At 44.4% G+C, this 21,433-nt stretch carries 17 protein-coding genes and 1 tRNA gene; 7 read left to right on the forward strand and 11 right to left on the reverse strand.

Annotation, left to right across the window (positions count from 1 at the left end; all coding sequences use genetic code 11):
- Nucleotides 1-53 precede the first annotated feature (53 nt).
- Entirely contained in the window at nucleotides 54-362 is a 309-nt protein-coding gene (locus ACQY73_RS11520; protein ID WP_428665747.1) for a hypothetical protein, read from the forward strand.
- A 126-nt stretch (nucleotides 363-488) separates the two neighbouring features.
- Here the strand turns inward: ACQY73_RS11520 and ACQY73_RS11525 are convergent, their stop codons facing one another.
- From ACQY73_RS11525 to ACQY73_RS11545, 5 genes are all read right to left on the reverse strand, one after another.
- On the reverse strand, nucleotides 489-761 hold the full coding sequence (locus ACQY73_RS11525) for a hypothetical protein (protein ID WP_428665749.1): 273 nt from the start codon (nucleotides 759-761) through the stop codon (nucleotides 489-491).
- Between the two features lie 4 nt (nucleotides 762-765).
- On the reverse strand, nucleotides 766-936 hold the full coding sequence (locus tag ACQY73_RS11530) for a hypothetical protein (protein ID WP_428665752.1): 171 nt from the start codon (nucleotides 934-936) through the stop codon (nucleotides 766-768).
- A 51-nt stretch (nucleotides 937-987) separates the two neighbouring features.
- A complete protein-coding gene (locus ACQY73_RS11535) occupies nucleotides 988-1,134 on the reverse strand; it encodes a hypothetical protein (RefSeq protein WP_428665755.1) in 147 nt (48 codons plus the stop codon).
- A gap of 196 nt (nucleotides 1,135-1,330) precedes the next feature.
- On the reverse strand, nucleotides 1,331-2,158 hold the full coding sequence (locus ACQY73_RS11540) for a phage integrase SAM-like domain-containing protein (protein WP_428665758.1): 828 nt from the start codon (nucleotides 2,156-2,158) through the stop codon (nucleotides 1,331-1,333).
- A gap of 158 nt (nucleotides 2,159-2,316) precedes the next feature.
- Nucleotides 2,317-2,388, reverse strand: a tRNA-Arg gene (locus tag ACQY73_RS11545).
- A 156-nt stretch (nucleotides 2,389-2,544) separates the two neighbouring features.
- On the opposite strand from ACQY73_RS11545, the gene ACQY73_RS11550 reads away from it, so the two are divergent.
- Complete coding sequence (locus ACQY73_RS11550) at nucleotides 2,545-4,209, forward strand: amidase (protein WP_428665760.1); 1,665 nt, start codon at nucleotides 2,545-2,547, stop codon at nucleotides 4,207-4,209.
- Between the two features lie 152 nt (nucleotides 4,210-4,361).
- Here ACQY73_RS11550 and ACQY73_RS11555 read toward each other — a convergent pair whose 3' ends face one another.
- Nucleotides 4,362-4,745: a LytR/AlgR family response regulator transcription factor gene (locus ACQY73_RS11555; RefSeq protein WP_428665763.1), complete on the reverse strand. Its 384-nt coding sequence runs from the start codon at nucleotides 4,743-4,745 to the stop codon at nucleotides 4,362-4,364.
- Nucleotides 4,746-5,508: 763 nt separating this feature from the next.
- Here ACQY73_RS11555 and ACQY73_RS11560 point away from each other — a divergent pair.
- The 5 genes from ACQY73_RS11560 (at nucleotide 5,509) to ACQY73_RS11580 (ending at nucleotide 9,811) form a co-directional block, all read left to right on the forward strand.
- Nucleotides 5,509-6,909, forward strand: a complete 1,401-nt coding sequence (locus ACQY73_RS11560) for a T9SS type A sorting domain-containing protein (RefSeq protein ID WP_428665766.1) — start codon at nucleotides 5,509-5,511, stop codon at nucleotides 6,907-6,909.
- Between the two features lie 152 nt (nucleotides 6,910-7,061).
- The gene (locus tag ACQY73_RS11565; RefSeq protein ID WP_428665769.1) at nucleotides 7,062-7,190 is read left to right on the forward strand and encodes a hypothetical protein; all 129 of its coding nucleotides are present in this window, start codon (nucleotides 7,062-7,064) and stop codon (nucleotides 7,188-7,190) included.
- A 421-nt stretch (nucleotides 7,191-7,611) separates the two neighbouring features.
- Nucleotides 7,612-8,550 (forward strand): glycerophosphodiester phosphodiesterase family protein, encoded by a 939-nt coding sequence (locus ACQY73_RS11570; RefSeq protein WP_428665772.1) that lies wholly within the window; start codon nucleotides 7,612-7,614, stop codon nucleotides 8,548-8,550.
- A gap of 128 nt (nucleotides 8,551-8,678) precedes the next feature.
- Complete coding sequence (locus tag ACQY73_RS11575; RefSeq protein ID WP_428665774.1) at nucleotides 8,679-9,056, forward strand: DUF2809 domain-containing protein; 378 nt, start codon at nucleotides 8,679-8,681, stop codon at nucleotides 9,054-9,056.
- The gene (locus tag ACQY73_RS11580) at nucleotides 9,053-9,811 is read left to right on the forward strand and encodes an oxygenase MpaB family protein (protein ID WP_428665776.1); all 759 of its coding nucleotides are present in this window, start codon (nucleotides 9,053-9,055) and stop codon (nucleotides 9,809-9,811) included. The genes ACQY73_RS11575 and ACQY73_RS11580 overlap by 4 nt, the downstream gene beginning before the upstream one ends.
- A gap of 178 nt (nucleotides 9,812-9,989) precedes the next feature.
- Here the strand turns inward: ACQY73_RS11580 and ACQY73_RS11585 are convergent, their stop codons facing one another.
- The 5 genes from ACQY73_RS11585 to ACQY73_RS11605 all read right to left on the reverse strand — a co-directional run bounded on the left by ACQY73_RS11585 (nucleotide 9,990) and on the right by ACQY73_RS11605 (nucleotide 21,319).
- On the reverse strand, nucleotides 9,990-10,448 hold the full coding sequence (locus ACQY73_RS11585) for a hypothetical protein (protein WP_428665779.1): 459 nt from the start codon (nucleotides 10,446-10,448) through the stop codon (nucleotides 9,990-9,992).
- Between the two features lie 173 nt (nucleotides 10,449-10,621).
- Nucleotides 10,622-11,632 carry a nucleoside hydrolase gene (locus ACQY73_RS11590; RefSeq protein ID WP_428665782.1) on the reverse strand — a complete coding sequence of 337 codons (1,011 nt, stop codon included), beginning with the start codon at nucleotides 11,630-11,632 and terminating at the stop codon, nucleotides 10,622-10,624.
- Between the two features lie 191 nt (nucleotides 11,633-11,823).
- The gene (locus ACQY73_RS11595) at nucleotides 11,824-15,432 is read right to left on the reverse strand and encodes an SdrD B-like domain-containing protein (protein WP_428665785.1); all 3,609 of its coding nucleotides are present in this window, start codon (nucleotides 15,430-15,432) and stop codon (nucleotides 11,824-11,826) included.
- 968 nt (nucleotides 15,433-16,400) lie between these two features.
- Nucleotides 16,401-16,826 (reverse strand): LytR/AlgR family response regulator transcription factor, encoded by a 426-nt coding sequence (locus ACQY73_RS11600; protein WP_428665788.1) that lies wholly within the window; start codon nucleotides 16,824-16,826, stop codon nucleotides 16,401-16,403.
- A 32-nt stretch (nucleotides 16,827-16,858) separates the two neighbouring features.
- On the reverse strand, nucleotides 16,859-21,319 hold the full coding sequence (locus tag ACQY73_RS11605) for a beta strand repeat-containing protein (RefSeq protein ID WP_428665791.1): 4,461 nt from the start codon (nucleotides 21,317-21,319) through the stop codon (nucleotides 16,859-16,861).
- Between the last annotated feature and the right edge of the window lie 114 nt (nucleotides 21,320-21,433).

Here is a 21,433-nt window from a genome sequence, read left to right on the forward strand (position 1 = left end):
ACACAAATTTTATGGGAATTTTTATCACAATATAATTTATTTTTATCAATATTATGATAAAAATTTGTCATGCCATTTTAACATTATGCAATATACGATACTATGAAAGTCATCGCAAAAGTATTGAGCAAACGGCCATGAAGCCCATTCGGGATAGACTGATAGAGCGCTTTATTTATGCCCGCGATCAGGTAGGAGCCGATTGGATGCAGGGGGCGGCCTCGGCGGTGTCGAGCAAACGAAGAGCCAGCGCCGACCGTCTGGAGCGCGTGGTGCTTGGATTGGAGAAAATTGCCGGTATTCAAAACCCACCTATCCTGAATCCCACTACCATCGCACTGAGCCTGCCGGCAGAGAAGTAGAGGAGCAAGTCGTTTCATAGAATTTGTTTTTTGCTCAAAGATTGATTGAACGGCTATGAAACAAAAGGACACAAAAAAGCCCGTCGATTGGATCAACGGGCATAAGTATTGGTAACAAAGAAATCGTTAGGCAGATTCTTTGTACGGAATAGCCTTGATCAGCCGAATATCGTTGAGCTCATGAATGACTCTGACATTTTCGGGAGGGATGATGCCTCTGCGAATCCAGTTGGTCACTACGTTTGTGCTTTCGATGTCAAACCGCCGTGCGTATTCCTTGGCAGTGACCCATTCAACCAGATTGACAGTTTCACCATTTAGGATCAGGTAGTTTTCGGCTTCCTGACGGGCAGCTCTTGACTCGGCCAGAGCCGCCTGAATTTCTGATCGTATGTCCATAGTATTAAAGTCCCTTTTTAAGTTTTTCGATGGTTTCTTCATTCTTTAAGATTTCGTCAAGAATCTCGTTTACTTCTTCTTCTGTGATCTTGGTGCCGTAGCTTTCGAGAAGTTTCCTGAGTTGCACATTTGCTCGTTCCAGCCTGGCAATTATCAATTCCAGTTGTTTGTTCATTTGTCGTATAAAAGTACCATTTGTTCCATAACGGAACAAACAAAAGTTGATTTATTTTCCAAACACCATATCTCCCAGCGCGTCGTTTTCGTCGCGATAGGCTGAATCAAAATACTGCTCCGTGATCTGGATGCTGCTATGGCCCATGGCATCCGATACTGCATGAATGTTGCCGTTTGAAGCTCGGATGGATGGCATTGTTGGCAAATGTATGGCGGCCTGTATGCATACTGAAGCGCGGTATCTGAAGCTTTTCTGCGATCTCGTACAGGTGCCCGTTCATTTGCGCGTTAATGCTTTCGATGTGATCACGAAACTCCTCGGCAGATACCTTCTTACGATTCAGTTTAATAAAAGGCAGTATGTAGTCCGTTGATTTAAGATTGACCGACATTTATCTGAAATATTTCAAAATGGGCAATGCCTGCGTTAGTATCTTTTTAGAGCAAAACTTGTGACCTTTGCTGGTGTAATACTCGCATCGGCCGTCTTTGATGGTTGACCAGGTAAGCAGCAACAGATCTGTAACGCGGGCACCCTGCAAATAAAACCCCAACATGAACGCATGGCGGCTATGAAAAGCTGCGGTACCGGGTCGTAGGTTAAATTGCTCTACGCTGAGCAGCTCTTTCATATTGAGTCGACGTCGAATCGTCTTTTCTTTCTTGAGCTTGATCCGCTTCCAGGGATTTTTATCAGTCTCATTCACTTCATCGACCAGTGCTTCATTGTACGTTGCCCGAAGATTCTTCATGGCGTTGTATATGGTGTTGGTAGCATTACCGAGTTTCTTTAGATACCGCTGATAGGACTTGAGAAGGTCGTAATCCAACTCAGGAAAAAGCAAATCTTCCTGCTTCAGGAATTCTTTGAACTTATTAAGTGTGGATTGCAGGTTGGCTTTGGAAGAAGGGTTAACGGTTTCATCGGCTCGTTTTTGAGCGTACTCAATGAAACTATCGCCCGATATCTGTTTTTTCAAACGCTTTTTAAGTTGGCTTGCCGTGAGCGGTTTTTCCTGAATTTGGCTGCGCAATGCTTCCTGCTGCGCTTCCAGAACCTTCATTTTAATGGCGGCATTGATCGGAACGTGTAGCGGATTGGATCTCTGCACTTCTTTTTTTTCGGGGTTCCAATCGGCTAATGGAACGGCATATTCCAACGTAATTCTTTTTAATTTTTCGGTTATGGGAGATCCGTATTTGAATGGTATGCAAACCATGCTTATTCGGGCGGTTATTAAGTTCCGGAGTGACGGTCATTACTGAAACATTTTGGGTACATCATGGTACGTGGTGGTGCGAAATAAAACAAAAAACGCCTTAGAATTGAATCTAAGGCGTTTTTCATATTACGTTGTACTATGTCGTACTAATTCTGTGCACCCGAAGGGACTCGAACCCCTATCGATGGTACCGGAAACCACAATTCTATCCATTGAACTACGGGTGCAGCAATATGTCAATTCCTTTGAATGAACTTTGATGGTTATGTCCAACTATCCACTCAAACGGGCTGCAAATATACAATATTGTCTTAAATTGCAAACAGGTTTTATACGTTTGTCTTTTCAGTTTTGCTCCCTTTCACTCATCAACAGAAGATTACATGAAAAAAATTATTCTCCCTATTTTTATTATTGCAGCCTGTCTTGGCAGTTTTTTACTCGGAACTTCCTACCGCTCGGCTGATCAACCTGTTACCTCCGACATTGCCAATTATGCCTCCAAAGTCTTTGGCATTGAGTTTAGCACTGCCGAGCGCGATTCGATGATCGACAATCTTAACAATCAACTCAAAGGGTTTGATAGGGTACGCAAAATTACCCTTACCAACGATGTAGCCCCTGCCCTTTTGTTTGACCCGGTGCCGACGGGTTTTGAGTTCGAAAAAGTAAAAAGACCATTTAAAGTCGGTGTGTTACAAAAAGTCCATTTACCGGCTGTACAAGACAGTTTGGCGTATTATACTGTGGCAGAATTGGGCGAATTGCTCCGAACTAAGCAAATTTCATCCGTTGAGCTTACTCAGTTTTTTATTGCCCGACTTAAAAAATATAGCCCAACGCTGCTCAATGTCATTACATTAACCGAGGAGTCGGCCCTCCAACAGGCAGCTCAGGCTGATATAGAAATCAAAATCGGAAAATACCGCGGACCGTTGCATGGAATTCCCTATGGAGCGAAAGATCTATTGGCGAAAAAAGGCTATCCTACCACATGGGGCTCCAATATCTATAAAAATCAGCAATTACCTTATGACGCTACGGTTATCCAAAAACTTGAAAAAGCAGGCGCTGTATTGATTGCCAAAATGTCATTGGGAGAATTTGCCATGGGTGATGTTTGGTTTGGCGGTATGACGCGCAACCCTTGGGATACTAAAACCGGTGCGAGCGGTTCATCGGCCGGTTCAGGTTCAGCGGTTTCGGCAGGCTGTCTGCCTTTTGCGATTGGAACCGAAACCCTCGGTTCTATTGTATCTCCTTCTACCGTCAATGGCGTTACAGGCTTACGTCCAACATTCGGACGGGTGAGCCGTTTTGGAGCTATGGCCTTAAGTTGGAGCATGGATAAAATTGGGCCGATGACCCGTTCCGTCGAAGATTGTGCATTGATCTTTAATGTTATTCAAGGCCCTGACGGTAAGGATGCTACGGTAAAGGATTTGCCTTTTAACTACGAACCGTTAAAAACATTAAAAGGAATTCGGATCGGGTATTTAAAGAAAGCCTTTGAGTCCAATTATCCCAATCGTGCCAATGATTCACTTACATTGCTAAAATTACATGCATTAGGTGCTGAGTTAGTTCCGTTTGACCTGCCCTCCTACCCCATTGGAGATTTGACAATTACCATCGGTGTTGAAAGCGGAGCCGCTTTTGACGAACTAACATTGACTGACAAAGACGATCAAATAGTACGCCAAACTAAAAATGCATGGCCAAATCGGTTTCGTTCAGCACGATATATCCCGGCGGTAGAATACGTTCAAGCCCAGCGTGTCCGCACTAAAATGATTCAGGATTTATTCCAAGTACTGAAAAAAGAACGTTTTGATGTTTACATCACGCCAACGTATGCAGGCGGTAACTTAACTTATACCAATCTTTCCGGCCATCCAAGCCTTTGTCTGCCTAATGGATTCAACAAAAACGGACTTCCCGGCAGCATTACTTTTACGGCACAGTTATATGCGGAAGCCAAATTATTGGCTACGGCCAAGGTGTATCAGGATGCTACTTCGTGGCACAAAAAGCATCCTAAACTCTAGATTTTCGACACACAAACAGGATGCTATTAAAAATTTACGGCATTCTGTTTGTGTTTTACGACGCAATATGTTTATTTTTTGAGAACACATTGGCAAAATCAGTTCGGTAAAGATTAACAAGAAAATGTAAAAATTACCGGGATCATTAACTGTTATTCGGCAGGAAAAAATACTTTATGCATTTTAAACAGTTCTATCAATTTATTCCTCCTACGACGTGCGATCTCGACGATTTTCCCATTTGGAAATGTTATACTAATTCGATCGATCGTACAGTGCTGCAAATAACCTAAATTCACAAGATACGACTTATGAATACGGACAAAACCATGCCATTCCAACAATGGGACATAACTTCTTAAGGGCAATGTAGTAAGTACCTGCTCGCCGGTCTCTAAATAAAACAACGTATAGTTCCCTTGAGCTCTCAAAAACAAAATCCGCTTAGGATCGATCCTATTTTCACCGTCTTTGGTTTGAAAGCGCGGCAAATTCACCATGCTTTCAAACGGGGTAGTACTAAGAAAAGTAGTCATGCTCTCTTATTTTTCATTATCGATGCGTTTACTCCCGCACCTTTCTTTAATCCTTCCTGCCTTTAAGACTGCGTCATCAGCAATGTGGTCACACCAAATAATTTTATCAAGTATAAAAAAGCCTCTTTCGGTAATTTTTGTCATTCAACTATTTCTTCAATGCAGTATAAAATCGGTAAAATCCGAAGCTATGACGTTATCTCAAATGCCGCATTCTACGGCCGGTAGCTGCAAAATGTCATGAGTGCAGGCTTTTTATGGTATTGGAATTAAGTTTGATTTGTTTTAACGTAGGTACATATACGTTAAAAATTATCACCGATAACACACGAAAGAATGCAAAAGCGGTTGATTGTCCTACGACAGCCTTATTAAAATACCATCCAACTTTCCATTATTTCTATCAGCAGGCAGTTTTAACAAAAACAAAACATAAGCCCCAAATACCATTTCGTTGAATTTATTAAGCATTACGTAGTATAAACATCCCTGCCCGAGCAAATTGCCTTTGCCAAAAGATAAAAATTTGCGAAGCTTGTAAAGGCCGTATAGATAATCAATCTATTTCAGCTTATTGGCTGATTAAATCGGTAAATCCGAAATTCATGATTCTGATAATTAAATCCAATTCCATTTATAGCACTTCATAACCTTCCAAAGTACAATGTGTACAACAGCATAAAATTATGTAACTTTTTTTCAACAAAAAATGTCATAAATAATTATCAATAAAATATAAAAAATCACTAATATAAATTACAATATGAAGCCTAAATTCTATTTTTTTTCTATTTTAATAAGCATAGCTGGGAGCACATTTTTAAGCGCACAAGCTCCTCCAAATTTAACCTCCAATGTTGATCTGACATCCTGTAGTGGGTGTACCGATTTTGCTCCGGGTGCCTTTTTTTCGACGACCACTCAAATTGTCAATGCGTTTAATTTTGCCCGAAGAGCGGAAGAAACCCAATTGGGGCTTCCTGCCAACTCCCTGGGAAATTTAACCCTTCCCGCCACCTACGGCACGTTATCCGACGATCAAAAGGGCCTCTATATCCTCAATGCTGAAAGAATGGCAAGAGGGGGACAAACCTATACGGTTCCCGCTACCGTTACTCCCATCGGCAAACCCGTAGAAGGGGTGGAAAATACCTTGGATGGCGTAGCCCAATCTTTTGCCCAGTACCTTTTCGATAACAACCTCTTTGGACATATCGGCGCCGGCGGCAGTACTCCAACTGACCGAATCAATGCCGCTTTCCCGGCCAATTGTCGCGAATTTATGGGAAGAGCCGAAAATATTTACCGAGCCTGTGGCGGCTCAACTACATTTGCCGTTGAGCAGGCCTTATTTGGGTGGATCTATCGTGACGCAGGCTCATCGTGGGGGCACCGGGAAGCAGCCTTGATTCAGAATGTCGACGCAAGCGGTAATACGGGCTATAATGATAACCGAGGAGCGGCCGGCAATGAAGGTTTTATCGGCATCGGCATCGTTAACGGTTCAGGCTATACCCCCTGCGGGGCATTACCTGCCCGGTTGGTCGTGCTCAATATCATGGACCCAACCAATGACGCTGCCTGTACCTATAGTATACAAAACAATCCTTTGCCGGTAAAACTTGTTTCTTTTAATGCTTACCCTGAAAATAATCAGGTAAATCTGAAATGGGTTACTTCGCAAGAATCCGGAAGCAGTCACTTTGCACTCTATCGAAGTACAGACCAATTGAAGTCATTTCAGCACATCGCAGAAGTAAAAGCAAAAGGCAATTCCGAAGAAAAAATTCAATACACCTTTACCGATAGCTGGCCTAAGTTAGGAGTAAACTATTATCGACTGATGCAGGTCGATTTGGACGGCCGTCAAGAAGCCTCCCGTTGGGTTGCCGCTGTTATGGAAGGTATAGAGCAGAATGATGAGATCAAAATATATCCCAATCCGGCCACTTCCAACGAAACCATTCAAATAATGGGGGCAGAACTGTCCTCAATGGAAGTAAATTTGATGGATATGCAAGGCCGCACTCTTTCAGGTACAAAGCGCTTTGTAGAGGAAGATAAAATGGAACTCGTGCCCAAAGCGGTTTTAACTCCCGGAGTGTATATGATTCACTTTAAGAATGCTACAAGATCTCTGGCAAAAAAAATCATTATCAAATAACGCCGCCCCCAAATACAGCATTATTCTCTGCTTTGCATTCAAAAATTATCAAAATTCAATCAACCATAAAGCATATCATTCCTTTATACTATTCCTGTGTGAATAGGAAAAAGTCAAAAACATAGTTTGAATGATATTATCCATTACTATTTATGAAACCGATCAATCGCTCCGCCAAAAGGAAATATCAATCTCCTAAATTGAAAAAAATAGGTAAAGTAACAACGCTTACAATGAAAGCCGGTTCTACCGCAGATGTCCTGACCTCTTATACCCCCTGATATGTTCATATCCGAAATGTGCCTCTTCGGCGTTTGTCTTCAAAGCTTACTTTAGCTCCGGCACTGTCTTATAAAGGTCTGCGTAGCAACAATTATCGTCACTAAAGTGCCAGATTCGGTAGTAGAACACTATCGAATCGGGCACTTCACTTTAGTATTATTGTAATTTCATCATGTAAAAATATGAATACACCCTTATTTTCATATTAAGTTCTCGTGCGCATTTATTTTAAATACCACGCAGAGTCGCCAAGACGCTAAGATGTTCATTGACTCTTTGCCGCACACTCTGCGTGAATAATTGTGCCGTATTGCATAAGTAATTATTATTTCATTTAAAAGGTATAGAAGTTTCGCTGAATTCGCTTAATTGGTGTACCAAACGCCGGACTTTCACCTGTTAAAAATGATTAATTTGAATATGAAAAATCGTACGCCTTATTTACTGTCAGTTCTCACATTTTTGTTTGGTGTTATTTTAATGCCTGTGAAAGCACAGAACGCCCTGAAGGTGATCAACTTAAAAACGGCCAAAGACCTTCATTCTTTTTTTCAATTTACCGGCAATGACATCTTACTGATCGCGGGCCACCGTGGAGGCCTTGCCAAAGGATTTCCCGAAAATTCAATTGCTTCGTTTGAACATACCCTTCAGCATACACCGGCATTTTTTGAGATTGACCCCCGACTCACCAAAGACAGCGTCATAGTACTGATGCACGATGCAACCCTCGACCGCACTACCAACGGCAAAGGGAAGCTCTCCGATTACACGTATGCAGAACTGAAAAAACTCCGTCTGAAAGATGCCGAAGGAACCATAACCGATTATGAGATTCCAACGTTGTCGGAAGTGATAGAATGGGCGCGCGGCAAAACGATCCTGAACCTTGACCATAAAGATGTGCCTCTAAAAATGACCGCCGCACTGATACGTAAACACAATGCACACGCCTTCGTTATGCTGACGGTCCACAAGCCGGAAGAGGCCCGATTTTATATGGATGCTGCCAAGAACAGCATGTTTTCCGCTTTTATAAAATCCAATAAAGAACTGGAGGAGTATGAAAAAGCCGCGATTCCGTTCACCCAATTGATCGCTTACATCGGCCCTCTTGTAAAACCTGAAAATCGGGAATTGTATGACGCGTTGAATAAAAAAGGAACGATGTGCATGATTTCAGCCGCTTCATCTTATGATAAGTTAAAAAATGCGGAAGAAAGAAAAGTTGCCTATGTTTCCATTGCCAAAGACGGCGCTTCCATCATAGAATCGGATTATCCCGTTGAAGTAGCCGAAGCCATCAGGGATTTATTAAAAAACGACAGTCCAAAACGAAGATTCTTCACAAAACAGTGAGCTGAATCAGCGTCAGGGATAAAGGCAGCGAAAAATTTAGCCTTTAGAGTATGCCAATTCATTTCTCCTATTGACAAAATCATTATTTCTAATTTACTTTGCATTTAAAAGTACTTTTAAATAATTAAATGACTTTACATAAGCCGTACCTGATCGTTGCCTTTGTATTGTTGGTAACCGAAATTTTAATCGCCCTCTTTGTGAAAGATACTTTTATACGCCCCATCGGCGGCGACTTTTTGGTTATTATTTTACTATATACTACCGTTCGGGGATTTACCAGTTTCAAGTTATACGAAACATTGATAGGTGTTTTGCTCTTTTCTTATGTGCTGGAAACCTTGCAGTATTTCAACATTGTAGAGATGCTGGGACTGGAAAAAATCAACATTGCGAGGGTTGTCATAGGTACCTACTTTGCATGGGAGGATATACTTGCCTATACCGCCGGTGCGCTGTTTGTGCTGATTGTTGAAACAAGATTTAATCCAAAATTATCAAAATGAATTATTTTGTAGCGCCTGATTCCATTGTCAGGAAAATATGGGGAAAAGATGATACGATACTTTTCATCTTTGCGGGGGCATCGGCTGAATTTGCTTTAAACAAGGCAGTGGACTGGCTTTATTTCACCGGCAAATTACCTTCCGATCCGCTGGGGCGTTTATTTTCAACCGTTTCTTACGCCCGTCAGATCATTTTTGCTGACTATGATCAGGCGCTTTTTGCCATTAATAAAATTACTTCTATCCATCAGGCCGTTGAACAAAAACGGGCCGCCCAAATTCCTGATTGGGCTTATCGTGATGTCCTTTTCATGCTGATAGATTATTCCATACGATCTTTTGAATTATTAGAACGAAAACTAACCCCGGAAGAAAAAGAAGATATCTTTGATGTATTTTACCGGGTAGGGTCCGGCATGGGAATCAGTGGCTTACCCACCAACTTTCATAGCTGGCAACAAATGCGTGAGGAACACATTCAGGAGCATTTACTGGCGAGCGCTTTTACCGTTGATCTTTACCGACAGTATAAAAAACATTTAGGTACAATTCGGTTTTTTATTCTCAAACAAGCTCAAATTTTAGTCGTTCCCCAAAGAGTAAACAAGCTTCTGCGGCTAGGAAACACTCCTATTTTTGCATCAGTGATTATCACCTATAAATTTTTACGGTTTCTGAAAGTGGAGAACTACCTCAAAAATATGCTCCTGCCGGAGGCCTATAAGCCGCAAATTGCTGCATTGAACACCGCATAGTATCTTTTCAGGAAAGCAATGTAACGCGCCGGGGAGTTATTGCCAATGTGTCTAACGCTGCACTTTTCCATCACTTATGCGCATCCACGATCGGAAACTGTGCAATACGCAGCGTAGTACAGCTGTAAGGAATCAGGGTAATATGTTCCGGCGGCGTTCCCGGCTCTAAAAGGGGAATTTATTTTTTCACCCTAACATACTTTTCAATATTTATTCTGTTTATTCCTGCACTTTCCACTTTCTCCACTCCGCGCTGAATGAGCGTATCATTGGCAATGTCGATGGCAAAGATGAATTTGTTTCCCTCCCATTCCCGGGCGCTGCAATAATCCAACTGCTCGGTATAGACACTGCCACTGAGTGAATACGTGCCTCCTCCCGAAGAAAAAACTGCCGTTGAATCCTTGCCTTTCTTCAAATCATGGTGCAAAAAAGCGAAATGAGTTTCGTTAATGATCTTAATAAAGGAGCTGTTTTTGGTGTAATCCGTCACAACAGTATCCCCTTTTTCGATAAGCGTTCCGGTAATGAGTTGCCATGTACCTACGATTGGTACCTTTTTATCTTCATTTTCCTTTGGTGCCACACATGATACAAGCGTGGCGAGCAATAGAACAAATCCATTTACATTTTTCATAAAAGCAGTTATTAATTTTCAAAATTACGTGAAATTATTCGTCTGTTGTTTGCCCCCGGATGGGGTCAGACGTTTGTAGAGAATGCCCTTTGTTTCTACAAACGTCTGACCCCATCCGGGGCAAACAAAATTCTGATTATGCAACGGGAATTTGTTACTTTTCCTGAGAAAAACTACGGTCTTCCGCCAGATTTTTTATAAACCGGTAAAGGCATGACCAACATTAATTCGTCAATATGCTCACGTATCCGGTCGATGGAAGCCTGAATGACCAAATACCCGTGGATCGTATTGGAAGGTGATTTCCATTGATTGCTTCCATCGGCAGCTACATAACAATGACCGTCTTTTTTAACCGTAAAAAATGATCCTGCGCCTTCCACCGCTTCCAATAAAGCGATCTGATCCCAACCGGCTCTGCCTTTGAAATTGTTGTATAACTCGTAAGCGCGATAGATCGGACTGTCGGGTGGACAGGCCGCCTTGAAGAGCGCACCGCCCGTGATGATTTGGTTGCCGACTTCCCAACCGGCAAAGGTGACGGGCAGCGTCCATTTGGCAAGACAATTAACGGTTGAAGCAGGGTCAGGTCGGTAGAAATTGGCTTCTTTTCCTGCCGGAAACTGTCCTCCCATGCATGACCAGCGCTTTACTTTTTTTCTGACCAATTCAATGCCGCTGAGTTTACTGATCCTGTCCGGGGCCGAATCCAGCAACCGGCTCAAACTCGTCAAGTGACCAATGGTGATGATAACTACGCTACCATCCTTTTCGGCGGCAAGTAAACGGCGATAGACTGCGGTGCCGTCTTCGGCGGCGGCATTGGTAGGGTACCGGTTCGGAAATGATTGCGTAATTTGTTGGGTGTATTTTGAAAAAGTCTTCAGCGAGTCGCGTTGACTAACCCCGATCGGAATATTTTTACGTCCAAAATAAGTATTGATCGCATCCGTACAACCGGCACTGTATGCTTCATCGCTGGTGACGATCACGCCCAGTATGCGTATTTTGCCTTGTTTTTCATAAGCATGCAACATCGCCAAAGCGCCCGCATCGTCAACATCGGAATCCATGTCTGTATCTAAAATGACAGGGATAGGCATTGCCAAAGGAGTTGCCCGGTCGGCGTTGCTGTTTGTCTGAATTACTGCTAGAAATAAGCCCCAAAAAAGGATTCGAATCATTATGAATAAAAAGTGGTTTTGGTTAATTTTATGCTGTTTCCGAAAAGCGATGTAAGCATATAATCAAAACGCAATTTTTAGATTTTATACTTTTTTTGAGAGAATTTGAAACAAATGAATTTACAAAATCCCGATAAAAACACTACCCCGAAACTGTTTCGGGGTAGTGTTTTTATGAAGGAGATGAATGATTATTTCACTTTTTTGATCACAAAAGGAATACACAGGTCGTCGGGACAACAATTGGTCCCCGAAACGATAATGATCGGGCAGCATCCTCCGGCGGGGCAAGTACTGTTCTGTGCGGTGAAAGTATAGGTTCCCGTTTCGCTTAACAATACAGAATTTCCCTGCGCAATAGCCGTTGGACTTCCGTCCTTAAACCATTCCACATTTGTATACTTTGCCGGAACGCTGACCTGTACCTTTTCAGTAGGACAGAGCGCAAACGGAACGCTAAAACATTGGCGATCCAAATCATCTTCGTTATCTTTTCCGTTCTTTGGCGTGGAGTCTATGTCCTTTTCATTGGTTTTTGAAATTTCTGCCGTATTGGGGTGAACACCCACCTGCGTAGCTTTTACCTGATAGGTCAGTGTAACCGTATCTCCATTGGCTTCAATGGTTCCGATATTCCACGTAATGACATGACCTGAAATACCCGCCGTTCCGCGACTTGCCACAAAAGATCCGGCCAATACCTGTACCGTAGTAGCCACAGAATCCGTTACTTCTGCTCCTGTAGCGGTGGTACCGCTTTCGTTCCATACGTTGATGGTGTATGTCAACGTATCTCCAAGCTGTGCTATCTTTTTATTAATGCTTTTCTTGAGCGCCAAATCTACAATACAGTCAGGACCGCCGGTTGTACGCGTCACCGAAACCGTATCGGTACACCCTCCCATAATTGTGTATACAAACCGATAGACGCCGTCATTTGTCAGACCAGTTACAACTCCCTGATTGGTTACAGTAGCAGTACCGGGATTTCCCGCCGCCGCCGACCAGGTACCTCCCGCCGGACTGAATCCGATCAACGTAGTTGTGGTGGATGGTGCGCAGATCGTTTGATCGCTGCCCGCTTGCGGCTGAGTGCAGAGCACTCCCATATCCAGCGTATGATTTACTACACCATAGTCGTCGGTGGTAAACGTGATACCCGGTGCCGTATTTCCGGCCAACGTGATCACCTGTGCGTCTGAATCATTAAGATCATTGGCATGGGTAACGGAGCTGTTTAGGATGGTAAGCCCATAAGACAATCCATTAACAGTCAATGCATTATTAGCAAACTGCCCACCTGTTCCGAACAAAATCACATATTGAGTAACAGGTAATAAAGCAGTATCTGCGCCCGTACCGCTCCAACTGCCACTGCCGATCTTGCTTTTGGAAGAGAAATAATATTCTCCCTTGGCATCGGTGGTCGTGGCAGCAATGAGGGTACTGCCTTTGTATAGCGAAACATTGACCCCTGCCAGTGCCAATTCACAGGCATCCTGAATACCGTCTTTGTTGGTGTCGATCCAAACACGGTTCCCAACTTCTAAATAATGCGGCAGGTTACAGGCCAGATCTAAACCACCCAATCCCGTTGACTTTCCGAAAGTACCGTCTAAGTTATTGTCAAAAGGAGTAAGGTAAATGGCATAGGCATCATTGGTCAAACCCGTTTGGTTGTTCATCCATCGAACTCCGCCGGACCAGGGAGCAAACGCATGAGGGGTTCCGCTTCCGGTGGGGTCCATTACCCCCGCCACTACTTCGCCCGTTCCGGGACGCAACGCCAGCGCTCCTAAGCCGTTTTCGGCATGATATAATCTGCCTGTCTCAACGCTTCCTGCATTGTCGTTATAAAATTCGCCAAAACCGGGCCCTTGATTATTGTTGGCTCCATAGCCAATGGAAGGGCCGGCCTTGCCGTTATTTTCCAACACAAAAACACCATTTTTAGCATATGCTCTCAGAAGATCGCCACCTACCTGACCACTATACAAATTGTGATCATTGTGATCAGTACTGTAGTTTTTAAATCCTGTTTGCATACCGGTACGATCCATCAACCCCAAAATCAATGAACCGTCGATATCAAATTCCATGTCACTAAGTATGGGTGTAGGGTAGGAAATAAAACTTGACTGAAGCGCCAAAAATGTATTGAAATCATCGGTCCAGGGATACCATCCTGTCGAATTGGGCAGTTCATGATTGCTGAAGCCTTTTGGATAGGTCAATGGAAAATCAAGAACCGGAGTGGCATTGAAAGTGGAAGTAGCGGGATCGAATACAAAAACGGCAGCGCGCAGATCAGAACGCGACTGACTGATCGAAGCATCGCAAACGGAACCGATATACACATGATCTTTGTAGAATTTAACGGCCCAAGACCGTTGTTGACTGCCCGTACAACTTATACTCGGAACCGCATAAGGCCCGCCTTTTAAGGTGATCAACGATTTATTATGAGATGGGTCGGCATTGTAAGCCGTCAGATCCAATGCATACAATGAATTATCGTACAAATTCATCATATACAGCGTGTTGCCGTCGGCAGATAAATTCATTCCTCCGATACCGATCTTACCAACAGCCGCAAATGCCTGATCATCTCGGGAAGAGAATGCTTTTTCACCGTGGAGGTCTCGGTCGCTGTTAGAGGCGATACTGCCCACATTTATGTTAAAGGGAGCACTCCCCAAATTAATATATTCGGGAATAGAGGGATTGGAAGGATCGCTTATATCCGTTAAGTAAATAGCGTCAATTCCGCCCGGACCTAAACCGGAATGCCGTTTTACGGTAGCGGCACTGAACAATACCCGCGCGTTTCGGTTATAGGCCTGTCCCCAGGTAGTTCCAATGTATTTAGCGCTGACAGTTAACGTATTGGGAAGCGGCGCAGCGCCACCGTAAGAATAAGGGAAACCGATGAGTGCATTGGCATCAGATGAATTCCCGACCGCTAAAGGATCGCCCATAATGTAGGTCGGAACAATGATCAACGGATCGTCCTCACAATAATCCTGCGGGTCACTGATCCCCAGATCAACATCACAACGTCCGGACTCTACAAATTGCACACTGGTACGGCTATTACTTCCCTGTAGCGTAGTACTGCCTTTGTAAGCCGCAGGAATAGTGGTAAATTCTACCCGGACAGGATAAGCAAGTGATGCGCCGGTAGTCCATGTACCGAAAATATCTGTAGTGGCCACTACGGGGCTACCCGTACAGGGATAGATCGTCACCGTAACACCCCCTACTCCGTTGGTTTCGCCTGATTGTATCACTCCGTCGGCATTATAATCATTAAAGACGCGCCCTCCCAACCAACCGGCCTGACACACTTGCGGTAAACAGCTTGCCGGAGCGGTAAAAGAAGCGGTAGCAGAACAATTGGCGTCAGAGAAGAAAGCTGCGGTAATGGTTCCGGGTGCGCCATTAGCGTCAATTTCAAAAGCTACTACCTGAGGTGTCACAATGGTTTGGTTGCCGCCGGGAGCCAAAATGCCGCCATAACTGTAATCAACCGGAAATGTTCCGGGCTTGATGGTTCGTACTTGGGTACCCAAGGTGACACTGATGCTGTCAGAATTCGGATTGATCCAGCCAACTTCAACACTAACGGTGGATTTACCGGCACCGTTGACCACATAACATCCTGACACCAAGACTTTATTGATGGTGATTGAACATTGACTATACGCAACAGAAAAGCATAGTAAATTAAAAATCCCTGACAATAACCAACAAAGACCGGTACGTAATTCAGGCAATGAGGCGGTAACCAATTTGTTCATAACGGAGTCTAATTAATAAGTATTCAAGTAGAATTTCCCTTTACCGGTGCAGCAAGGTAAGGCACTAAAAATGATAGTTGGCGTTTGGTTTTTCACGCAAATCCGAAGGGCAATAATTATACCAATTTCGAATCAAAAATATACCATTCGTTAACTTGGCCTAAATCAGGGGTTAGCAAAAAAAATAAGGTTAAAGTCCTTTGCTAAATGGAGATATAAAAGAAGAAAAAAAACAGGAAGCTACTTCCCAACAAATAACATGCCAATTAACGGCCTTAGGCCCAAAAAGAAGTATATCCGGAAAAACAATACGCCGTCGAACCTGTGTCAGCATTTTTTTTAGTCATGTGCTTATTCACGTTCTTTTCATGCAGTTATAGCCTGTTTTTAATTCGCGGCGACATGGCAGCAATTGTACTTAAAAATATCCCGATAAATCAATAAAATAGCTCGGTAAACGGCCTACTGTTTTGCACCCTGTGTGGGCACTTTTTGTTGGTTCGTTGATTTATAATCACGGCTTATGAAACGCATATCTTGAAGGGGAAAAAAGTAGTTGAGAAAATATTTCCCGGTATTGCATCACTTCCCGGATCATTTTGGGCAATTATTTCTCCAATTTCCGAAAAAAGAAGGTGTTTTTAGGATTATTGAGACCCGGAATGATTTTTTTCAGTAATTGTATCTCATAAGGTAAAGGGTTTAGGAATGGGGTAAAGGGAGTGTCAATGATACTCTTTTTCTTTAAAAAACTAAAAAGGGGGCATCTCTCAGGTGCCCCCTTTTTAATATTCTATCCTCCGAAAAATGTTAATTACTCATACGCCTCTATTTTAAATATCACACAAAGCTGCCAAGATGCTAACAATATGAGCATCATGCATTTCCATCTTTTCCGCAGCGGTGGACCGCCACTCTGCGGCGTTGCATGAACAATAACGTTTTTTATATTCTTATTCAGCCTCAAATCACCTCATTATCAATTGACTTTTCAGCTTTTGTTTCAGTTCTGTATGCCGTCGGCGGGCTACTTCGATCACCTTCCCGTTGGGCAAGCGAAGTTCTCGGTTTTGTTTCAACCGGCAGTTGCCCAAATAATATCCGTTGACCATATAGGATTTATGCACTCTGATAAATCCACAGGCTCCCAATAAAGGAGCATAGAAGCTTAGCGATAACGATGTAACCACTTGCTCACCGTCGGCCAAATGGAAAATCGTGTAATTCAATTGCGCACTCAGGTAGATAATGCGGCGCGAGTCGATGATACGTTCGCCCGATTTGGTTTGAAAACGCGGCAAACGCAACGTGCCTTCAACATTTGGGATAAGTGTAATTCCGCTCATGATCTTAAATTCCGTTGAATGGTTGGAGAAATACTCCCGGATACTCAAAGTATCCGGGAGTTGATTGGAAGGTCTCAAAACTAATTGCACCCTGCCATTTGAGTAATGAAAATTACGCCGGTATCCGCCAGAAATCCGGGATTGAGCGTGATGGAATCACCTGCCCGGTAGGTTACAACTGCCGCAGCCGTCAGTTTATTAGTGGCCGTGATGGTTTGCCCGGCTTGTTTCGTACCCGCGTTGGTACTGATATCATTGGCCGGGCTAATCAACATCAAAGTAGTTGGAATCACCAACAATGTCGCCGCGTTAGAGTTGGTATTACCTCCCAAGCCCGTTGCCACAGCGCGGTATTGGTTGCCATTAAGGCCTGTTACGTTACTGATATTGAGCGTCGTTGTGGTCACGTTGGTATAAATCGCTGACGCTGTAATGTTTGTCCAGGTACTGCCATTGTTGGTACTGATCTGCCATTGATAAGACACGGCGTTGGTGGCTGCAATCGTAAACGAAGTCGCTGCACCGTTACATACACTCACATTGGTGGGTTGGGTGGTGAATGAGGGCGCAGGCGTTGCCACTACATACGTAAACGGCACTACATAAAAGCAGGCCCCGCCGCTTGGCGTAACTTTGGCATAAAGCGTTTGAGAACCGGCAGGTAATGACCCTGACGGTGCAAATGTATTAGGTGCTGTAAACGTACCGGCTGAAGTCGTGGCCGCCGCATTGGTGAAAATACCGTTGATGGTGCCGTTGTACACACCTCCGTAGGTGAAGATCGTAGAATTCGTAGGATTGTTATTGACAATAACAGATGAAGCGGTATTGTTGGTTACAGCTCCTGTTACCGAACCATATTTCAGCGTACCGTTATTGGTAAAGATAGCGCCGCCTGTAATACTCAACGAACCGGTCACTTCTGTATATCCCAGATTGGTATAAGTAACTCCACTCTGGTCGTTTTGAAGTGCACCACCGCTGATCAGTATTTTCCCACAAGCCTGATTATTTAATGTAGCTCTGGTTAAAACGCCATTCGTTTCAATAACAAATAATGCGGCATTGGTAAAAGTACCTCCTCTATTGTAAAAACCCGTTGAGGTGGTACCGGTAATCGTCATTTCTCCACCCGTGTTATTGATAAACGTAGCATCGTTCAGCATTCCCGTTGAAACGGAGTTTGTTGTACCGATCATGATTTTGGCGATATTATTGAAAGTACCCGTACGATTGAATATTCCATTGCTTGTGACTTGGTCGATCTTGATGTCTCCGCCTGCGTTATTATTAAAAGTATCGTCATTAAAAATTCCGCTACCGGTTATCGAGCTGATTGAGCCAATGGTGATTTTTGCCGCATTGGTAAACGTACCTGTACGGTTGTAGATTCCTCCGGAGGTGGCGTTATCTACTTTGATTTCTCCGCCCGTATTATTAAAAGTGGTTCTGTTGACCATTCCATACGCTCCTGAGCTTGTGGTGCTGCCAATGCTGATCAAGCCGTTGTTGTTTACCGTGCCGTTATTATCAAAGGCAGAGACAATGGAAGAAACTGATTTTGAGCCATTGATCGTAAGAGAGGCGGTGGCGGCAATGGTAAACAGCGCACCGGTTTGAACCTCTACTGTTTTTGCCAATGCCGCAATTCCGGCTCCAATAACGGGGTCGTTCGTTGTATTGGGAATCACTACGTCGTTACCGGCGCTGGGTATGCTTGCCGGCGACCAGTTACAGGCCAGGTTCCAATCCGTACTGATCGCACCTGTCCAGGTAAGGGTACCCGTTGGGGTTGAAACCGAGGTAATGACGGTCAATGTAGCGGCATTGGAGTTGACACTTCCTCCTACGTTTGTGGCTACGCAACGATATTGATTGGCATTAAGACCGGCCGTGTTGCTGATATTGAGGGTCGTTGTGGTGACGTTGGAGTAAACTCCTGCTGCGGCAATGTTTGTCCAGGCAGTGCCACCGTCGGTACTGATCTGCCACTGCAAAGAGGTGGCATTTGTAGCGGCAACGGTGAAAGAAGTTGCCTGTGGTGCACACACCGTCGCATTGGTTGGGTGTGTGGTGAAGTTGGGCAACACTATATAAATAAAAGGAACAATGTAGGAGCAGGCCCCGCCACTTGGTGTAATTTTGGCATAGAGTGTTTGCGAGCCCAAGGGTAATCCTGACGGTGTAAAAGTGTTGGGTGCCGTAAAGGTACCGGCCGAAATGGTCGCTGCGGCATTTGTAAAAATACCGTCTACCGTACCGCTGAACGAACTTGCGTACGTAAAAATGGGCGTAGGACTGTCTTTAACGATGACGGCGGCGGCAGTGGTGTTTATAACTGTTCCTGACAAAGTACCGTATTTCAATACACCTCTGTTAGAAAACCCTGAGCCGATTGCCAATTCATTGGTTATTTGAATATAGCCAAAATTGGTAGTAGTTCCGTTATTTGAATAACTTCCTACATTTACATAGATTTTACCGCATACATTATTAGTGACCGTTTTTCCGCTTAAAACCTCAATACCGCCACCATTGATATTGACCGTACCATTGTTGGTTAAAAGTTTAAAACCACTCATTGTCGTACTGTTAACATTAATGATACCGTCATTTGTAATGTTCAGATTCGTGCTGCCACCGATTGATGTAAAGGCATTCCCATTGATCACGTTCAAAACACCACCTGTATTATTATTGACGGCAAGCGATGTGCTTCCGTTAGATATGGGCGACACACTTGCATTCACCGTCAGCGTTCCGGAGTTGTTGACGGTGGAGCCGACCGCCGCGTAAATACCGCCTGAGGAGAAGGGCAAACCGCCGGGACGTTGAATATCGGTTGTACCGTTATTGGTAAATGTTGCTGAAGTCAGCATCATTCCATCCTCCGGTTTTCCTCTTACATTCAAAATCCCTCCCACATTCACGACCAATACGGCACCCGTATTTAAAGTCAGGTAGCCCGTGGTGGCTGTTATACCGTTTGCGATGACGGGGTCATTGGCCACGTTGGGAATCACTACGTCATTCTCGGCCGTGGGGACACTTCCCGGCGACCAGTTGCAGGGCGTATTCCAGTCCGTACTGATGGCCCCGGTCCAGGTGATTGTGCCGGAGACAGAGGGTGTAGTGGATGGATTTAGGGTAATAGAGGCGGAATTGGAGTTAGTGGAGCCGCCGGGGCCGGTAGCTACGCAGCGGTAAATAGAACTACCCAAACCCGTTGAACTGTTGATATTCAAAGTCGTGGTGGTCACATTGGTATAGTTCGAATTATTGGAAAGATTCGTCCACGTTGTTCCGCTATTCGTGCTTATTTGCCATTGATACCCCGTAGCGTCGTCAGCAGCGACCGTAAATGAAACAGAGGCTCCGCTGCAAACGGCAGCATTGGCAGGTTGGGTCGTGAAAGAAGGCGGCGGTGTGTACACATACGTAAAAGGCACGATGTATTCACAGGCGCCACCGAAAGGAGTGATCTTGGCATAGAGTGTTTGCGAACCCACCGGCAATGTATTGGAACCCACAAAGGTATTGGGTGCCGTAAAAGTGCCGGCCGAAGTGGTGGCTGCGGTATTGGTAAAAATCCCGTTGATGGTACCGTTGTACGTTCCGCCGTAGGTAAAAATAGGTGTTGGCGTATTGTTCACCCTCACTGATGCGTTGCCGGAATTGGTAAAAGTACTTGAGGAAGAACCATACTTTAGAACCCCTGTATTGGTAGCGCTACCATTGTTGGACAAAGCACCCGTCACGTGCAAAAAACCCGCATTGGACGTTGTGCTGCCCGTTTGGTTGTAGAAATCGCCCGTAATTTTGATCTTTCCGCAGGCATTGTTGGTCAGAGATGCATTGTTGTAAAATTCCGATTGTCCTGTTACATCAATTATACCTGAGTTGGAGATTGTACCCGGTTGCACAAAAAATCCATTGTTGGAGCCTGTTCCGGTCAATGTGGCTCCGGCGGCGTTAGTGAAACTCGTACCCGTGCTGCCCATTCGCACTACGTCACGGCCATTGGCTGTAACATTTCCACCGGTTTGGTTCGTAAAAGTACCGCCTACCACGCTGATGGCCACGTTTGCTCCGCCGGTGATGGTGACTGTACCGGCATTGATTAGGGTACCTGCACTTGTCAGGGAAAGAGCTTCATTTGCTGAGACATAACTGCCATTCGAATTGGTGATCGAAAGCGTACCGTTATTGGTGATCGTGCCGCCTATTACACTGATGACCTTGCCCGAACTCGCGGAGACGGTTAGGGTTGCACCGTTGCTGATGGTCAATGCGCTGCCGACCACGTCCAAACTGATCGATTTGGCAACGGCATTTCCGGATGCAATGACCGGGTCGGGACTTGCAATGTTGATCACCACATTGTCAATTGCGGTAGGAGCGCCGGCCATAGCCCCGTTGGAGGGTGTCCAGTTGGCCGCAGTGTACCAATCGGTGCTTACCGAGCCGTTCCAGGTTTTGGTCTGGGCCATAAGGTGTTGGCTTAGGAGTAAAGCCATGAAAAGAGAAAAGAGTTTTTTCATTGGTAGAAAGAAATTAATAAACGCTGAGAACTAACTGCTGATCTCGGGCAGAAAAACGGAAAAGCGGGGATCAATTTCAGGAGCTAAAACCTCTCCCCAACTTTTCTTCTTTCT

The sequence above is a fragment of the Runella sp. genome (genome assembly GCF_965279615.1).
Taxonomy (GTDB): Bacteria; Bacteroidota; Bacteroidia; order Cytophagales; family Spirosomataceae; genus Runella.

Bases quoted from the DNA above. Each gene is read 5' to 3' on its own strand.
- ACQY73_RS11580 (WP_428665776.1), top strand. From the start codon at position 9,053: ATGAATTATTTTGTAGCGCCTGATTCCATTGTCAGGAAAATATGGGGA.
- ACQY73_RS11555 (WP_428665763.1), bottom strand. From the start codon at position 4,745: ATGACTACTTTTCTTAGTACTACCCCGTTTGAAAGCATGGTGAATTTG.
- ACQY73_RS11570 (WP_428665772.1), top strand. From the start codon at position 7,612: ATGAAAAATCGTACGCCTTATTTACTGTCAGTTCTCACATTTTTGTTT.
- ACQY73_RS11530 (WP_428665752.1), bottom strand. From the start codon at position 936: ATGAACAAACAACTGGAATTGATAATTGCCAGGCTGGAACGAGCAAAT.
- ACQY73_RS11535 (WP_428665755.1), bottom strand. From the start codon at position 1,134: ATGCCATCCATCCGAGCTTCAAACGGCAACATTCATGCAGTATCGGAT.
- ACQY73_RS11520 (WP_428665747.1), top strand. From the start codon at position 54: ATGATAAAAATTTGTCATGCCATTTTAACATTATGCAATATACGATAC.
- ACQY73_RS11565 (WP_428665769.1), top strand. From the start codon at position 7,062: ATGAAACCGATCAATCGCTCCGCCAAAAGGAAATATCAATCTCCTAAA.
- ACQY73_RS11550 (WP_428665760.1), top strand. From the start codon at position 2,545: ATGAAAAAAATTATTCTCCCTATTTTTATTATTGCAGCCTGTCTTGGC.
- ACQY73_RS11590 (WP_428665782.1), bottom strand. From the start codon at position 11,632: ATGATTCGAATCCTTTTTTGGGGCTTATTTCTAGCAGTAATTCAGACA.
- ACQY73_RS11540 (WP_428665758.1), bottom strand. From the start codon at position 2,158: ATGGTTTGCATACCATTCAAATACGGATCTCCCATAACCGAAAAATTA.
- ACQY73_RS11585 (WP_428665779.1), bottom strand. From the start codon at position 10,448: ATGAAAAATGTAAATGGATTTGTTCTATTGCTCGCCACGCTTGTATCA.
- ACQY73_RS11595 (WP_428665785.1), bottom strand. From the start codon at position 15,432: ATGAACAAATTGGTTACCGCCTCATTGCCTGAATTACGTACCGGTCTT.
- ACQY73_RS11525 (WP_428665749.1), bottom strand. From the start codon at position 761: ATGGACATACGATCAGAAATTCAGGCGGCTCTGGCCGAGTCAAGAGCT.
- ACQY73_RS11560 (WP_428665766.1), top strand. From the start codon at position 5,509: ATGAAGCCTAAATTCTATTTTTTTTCTATTTTAATAAGCATAGCTGGG.
- ACQY73_RS11605 (WP_428665791.1), bottom strand. From the start codon at position 21,319: ATGAAAAAACTCTTTTCTCTTTTCATGGCTTTACTCCTAAGCCAACAC.
- ACQY73_RS11575 (WP_428665774.1), top strand. From the start codon at position 8,679: ATGACTTTACATAAGCCGTACCTGATCGTTGCCTTTGTATTGTTGGTA.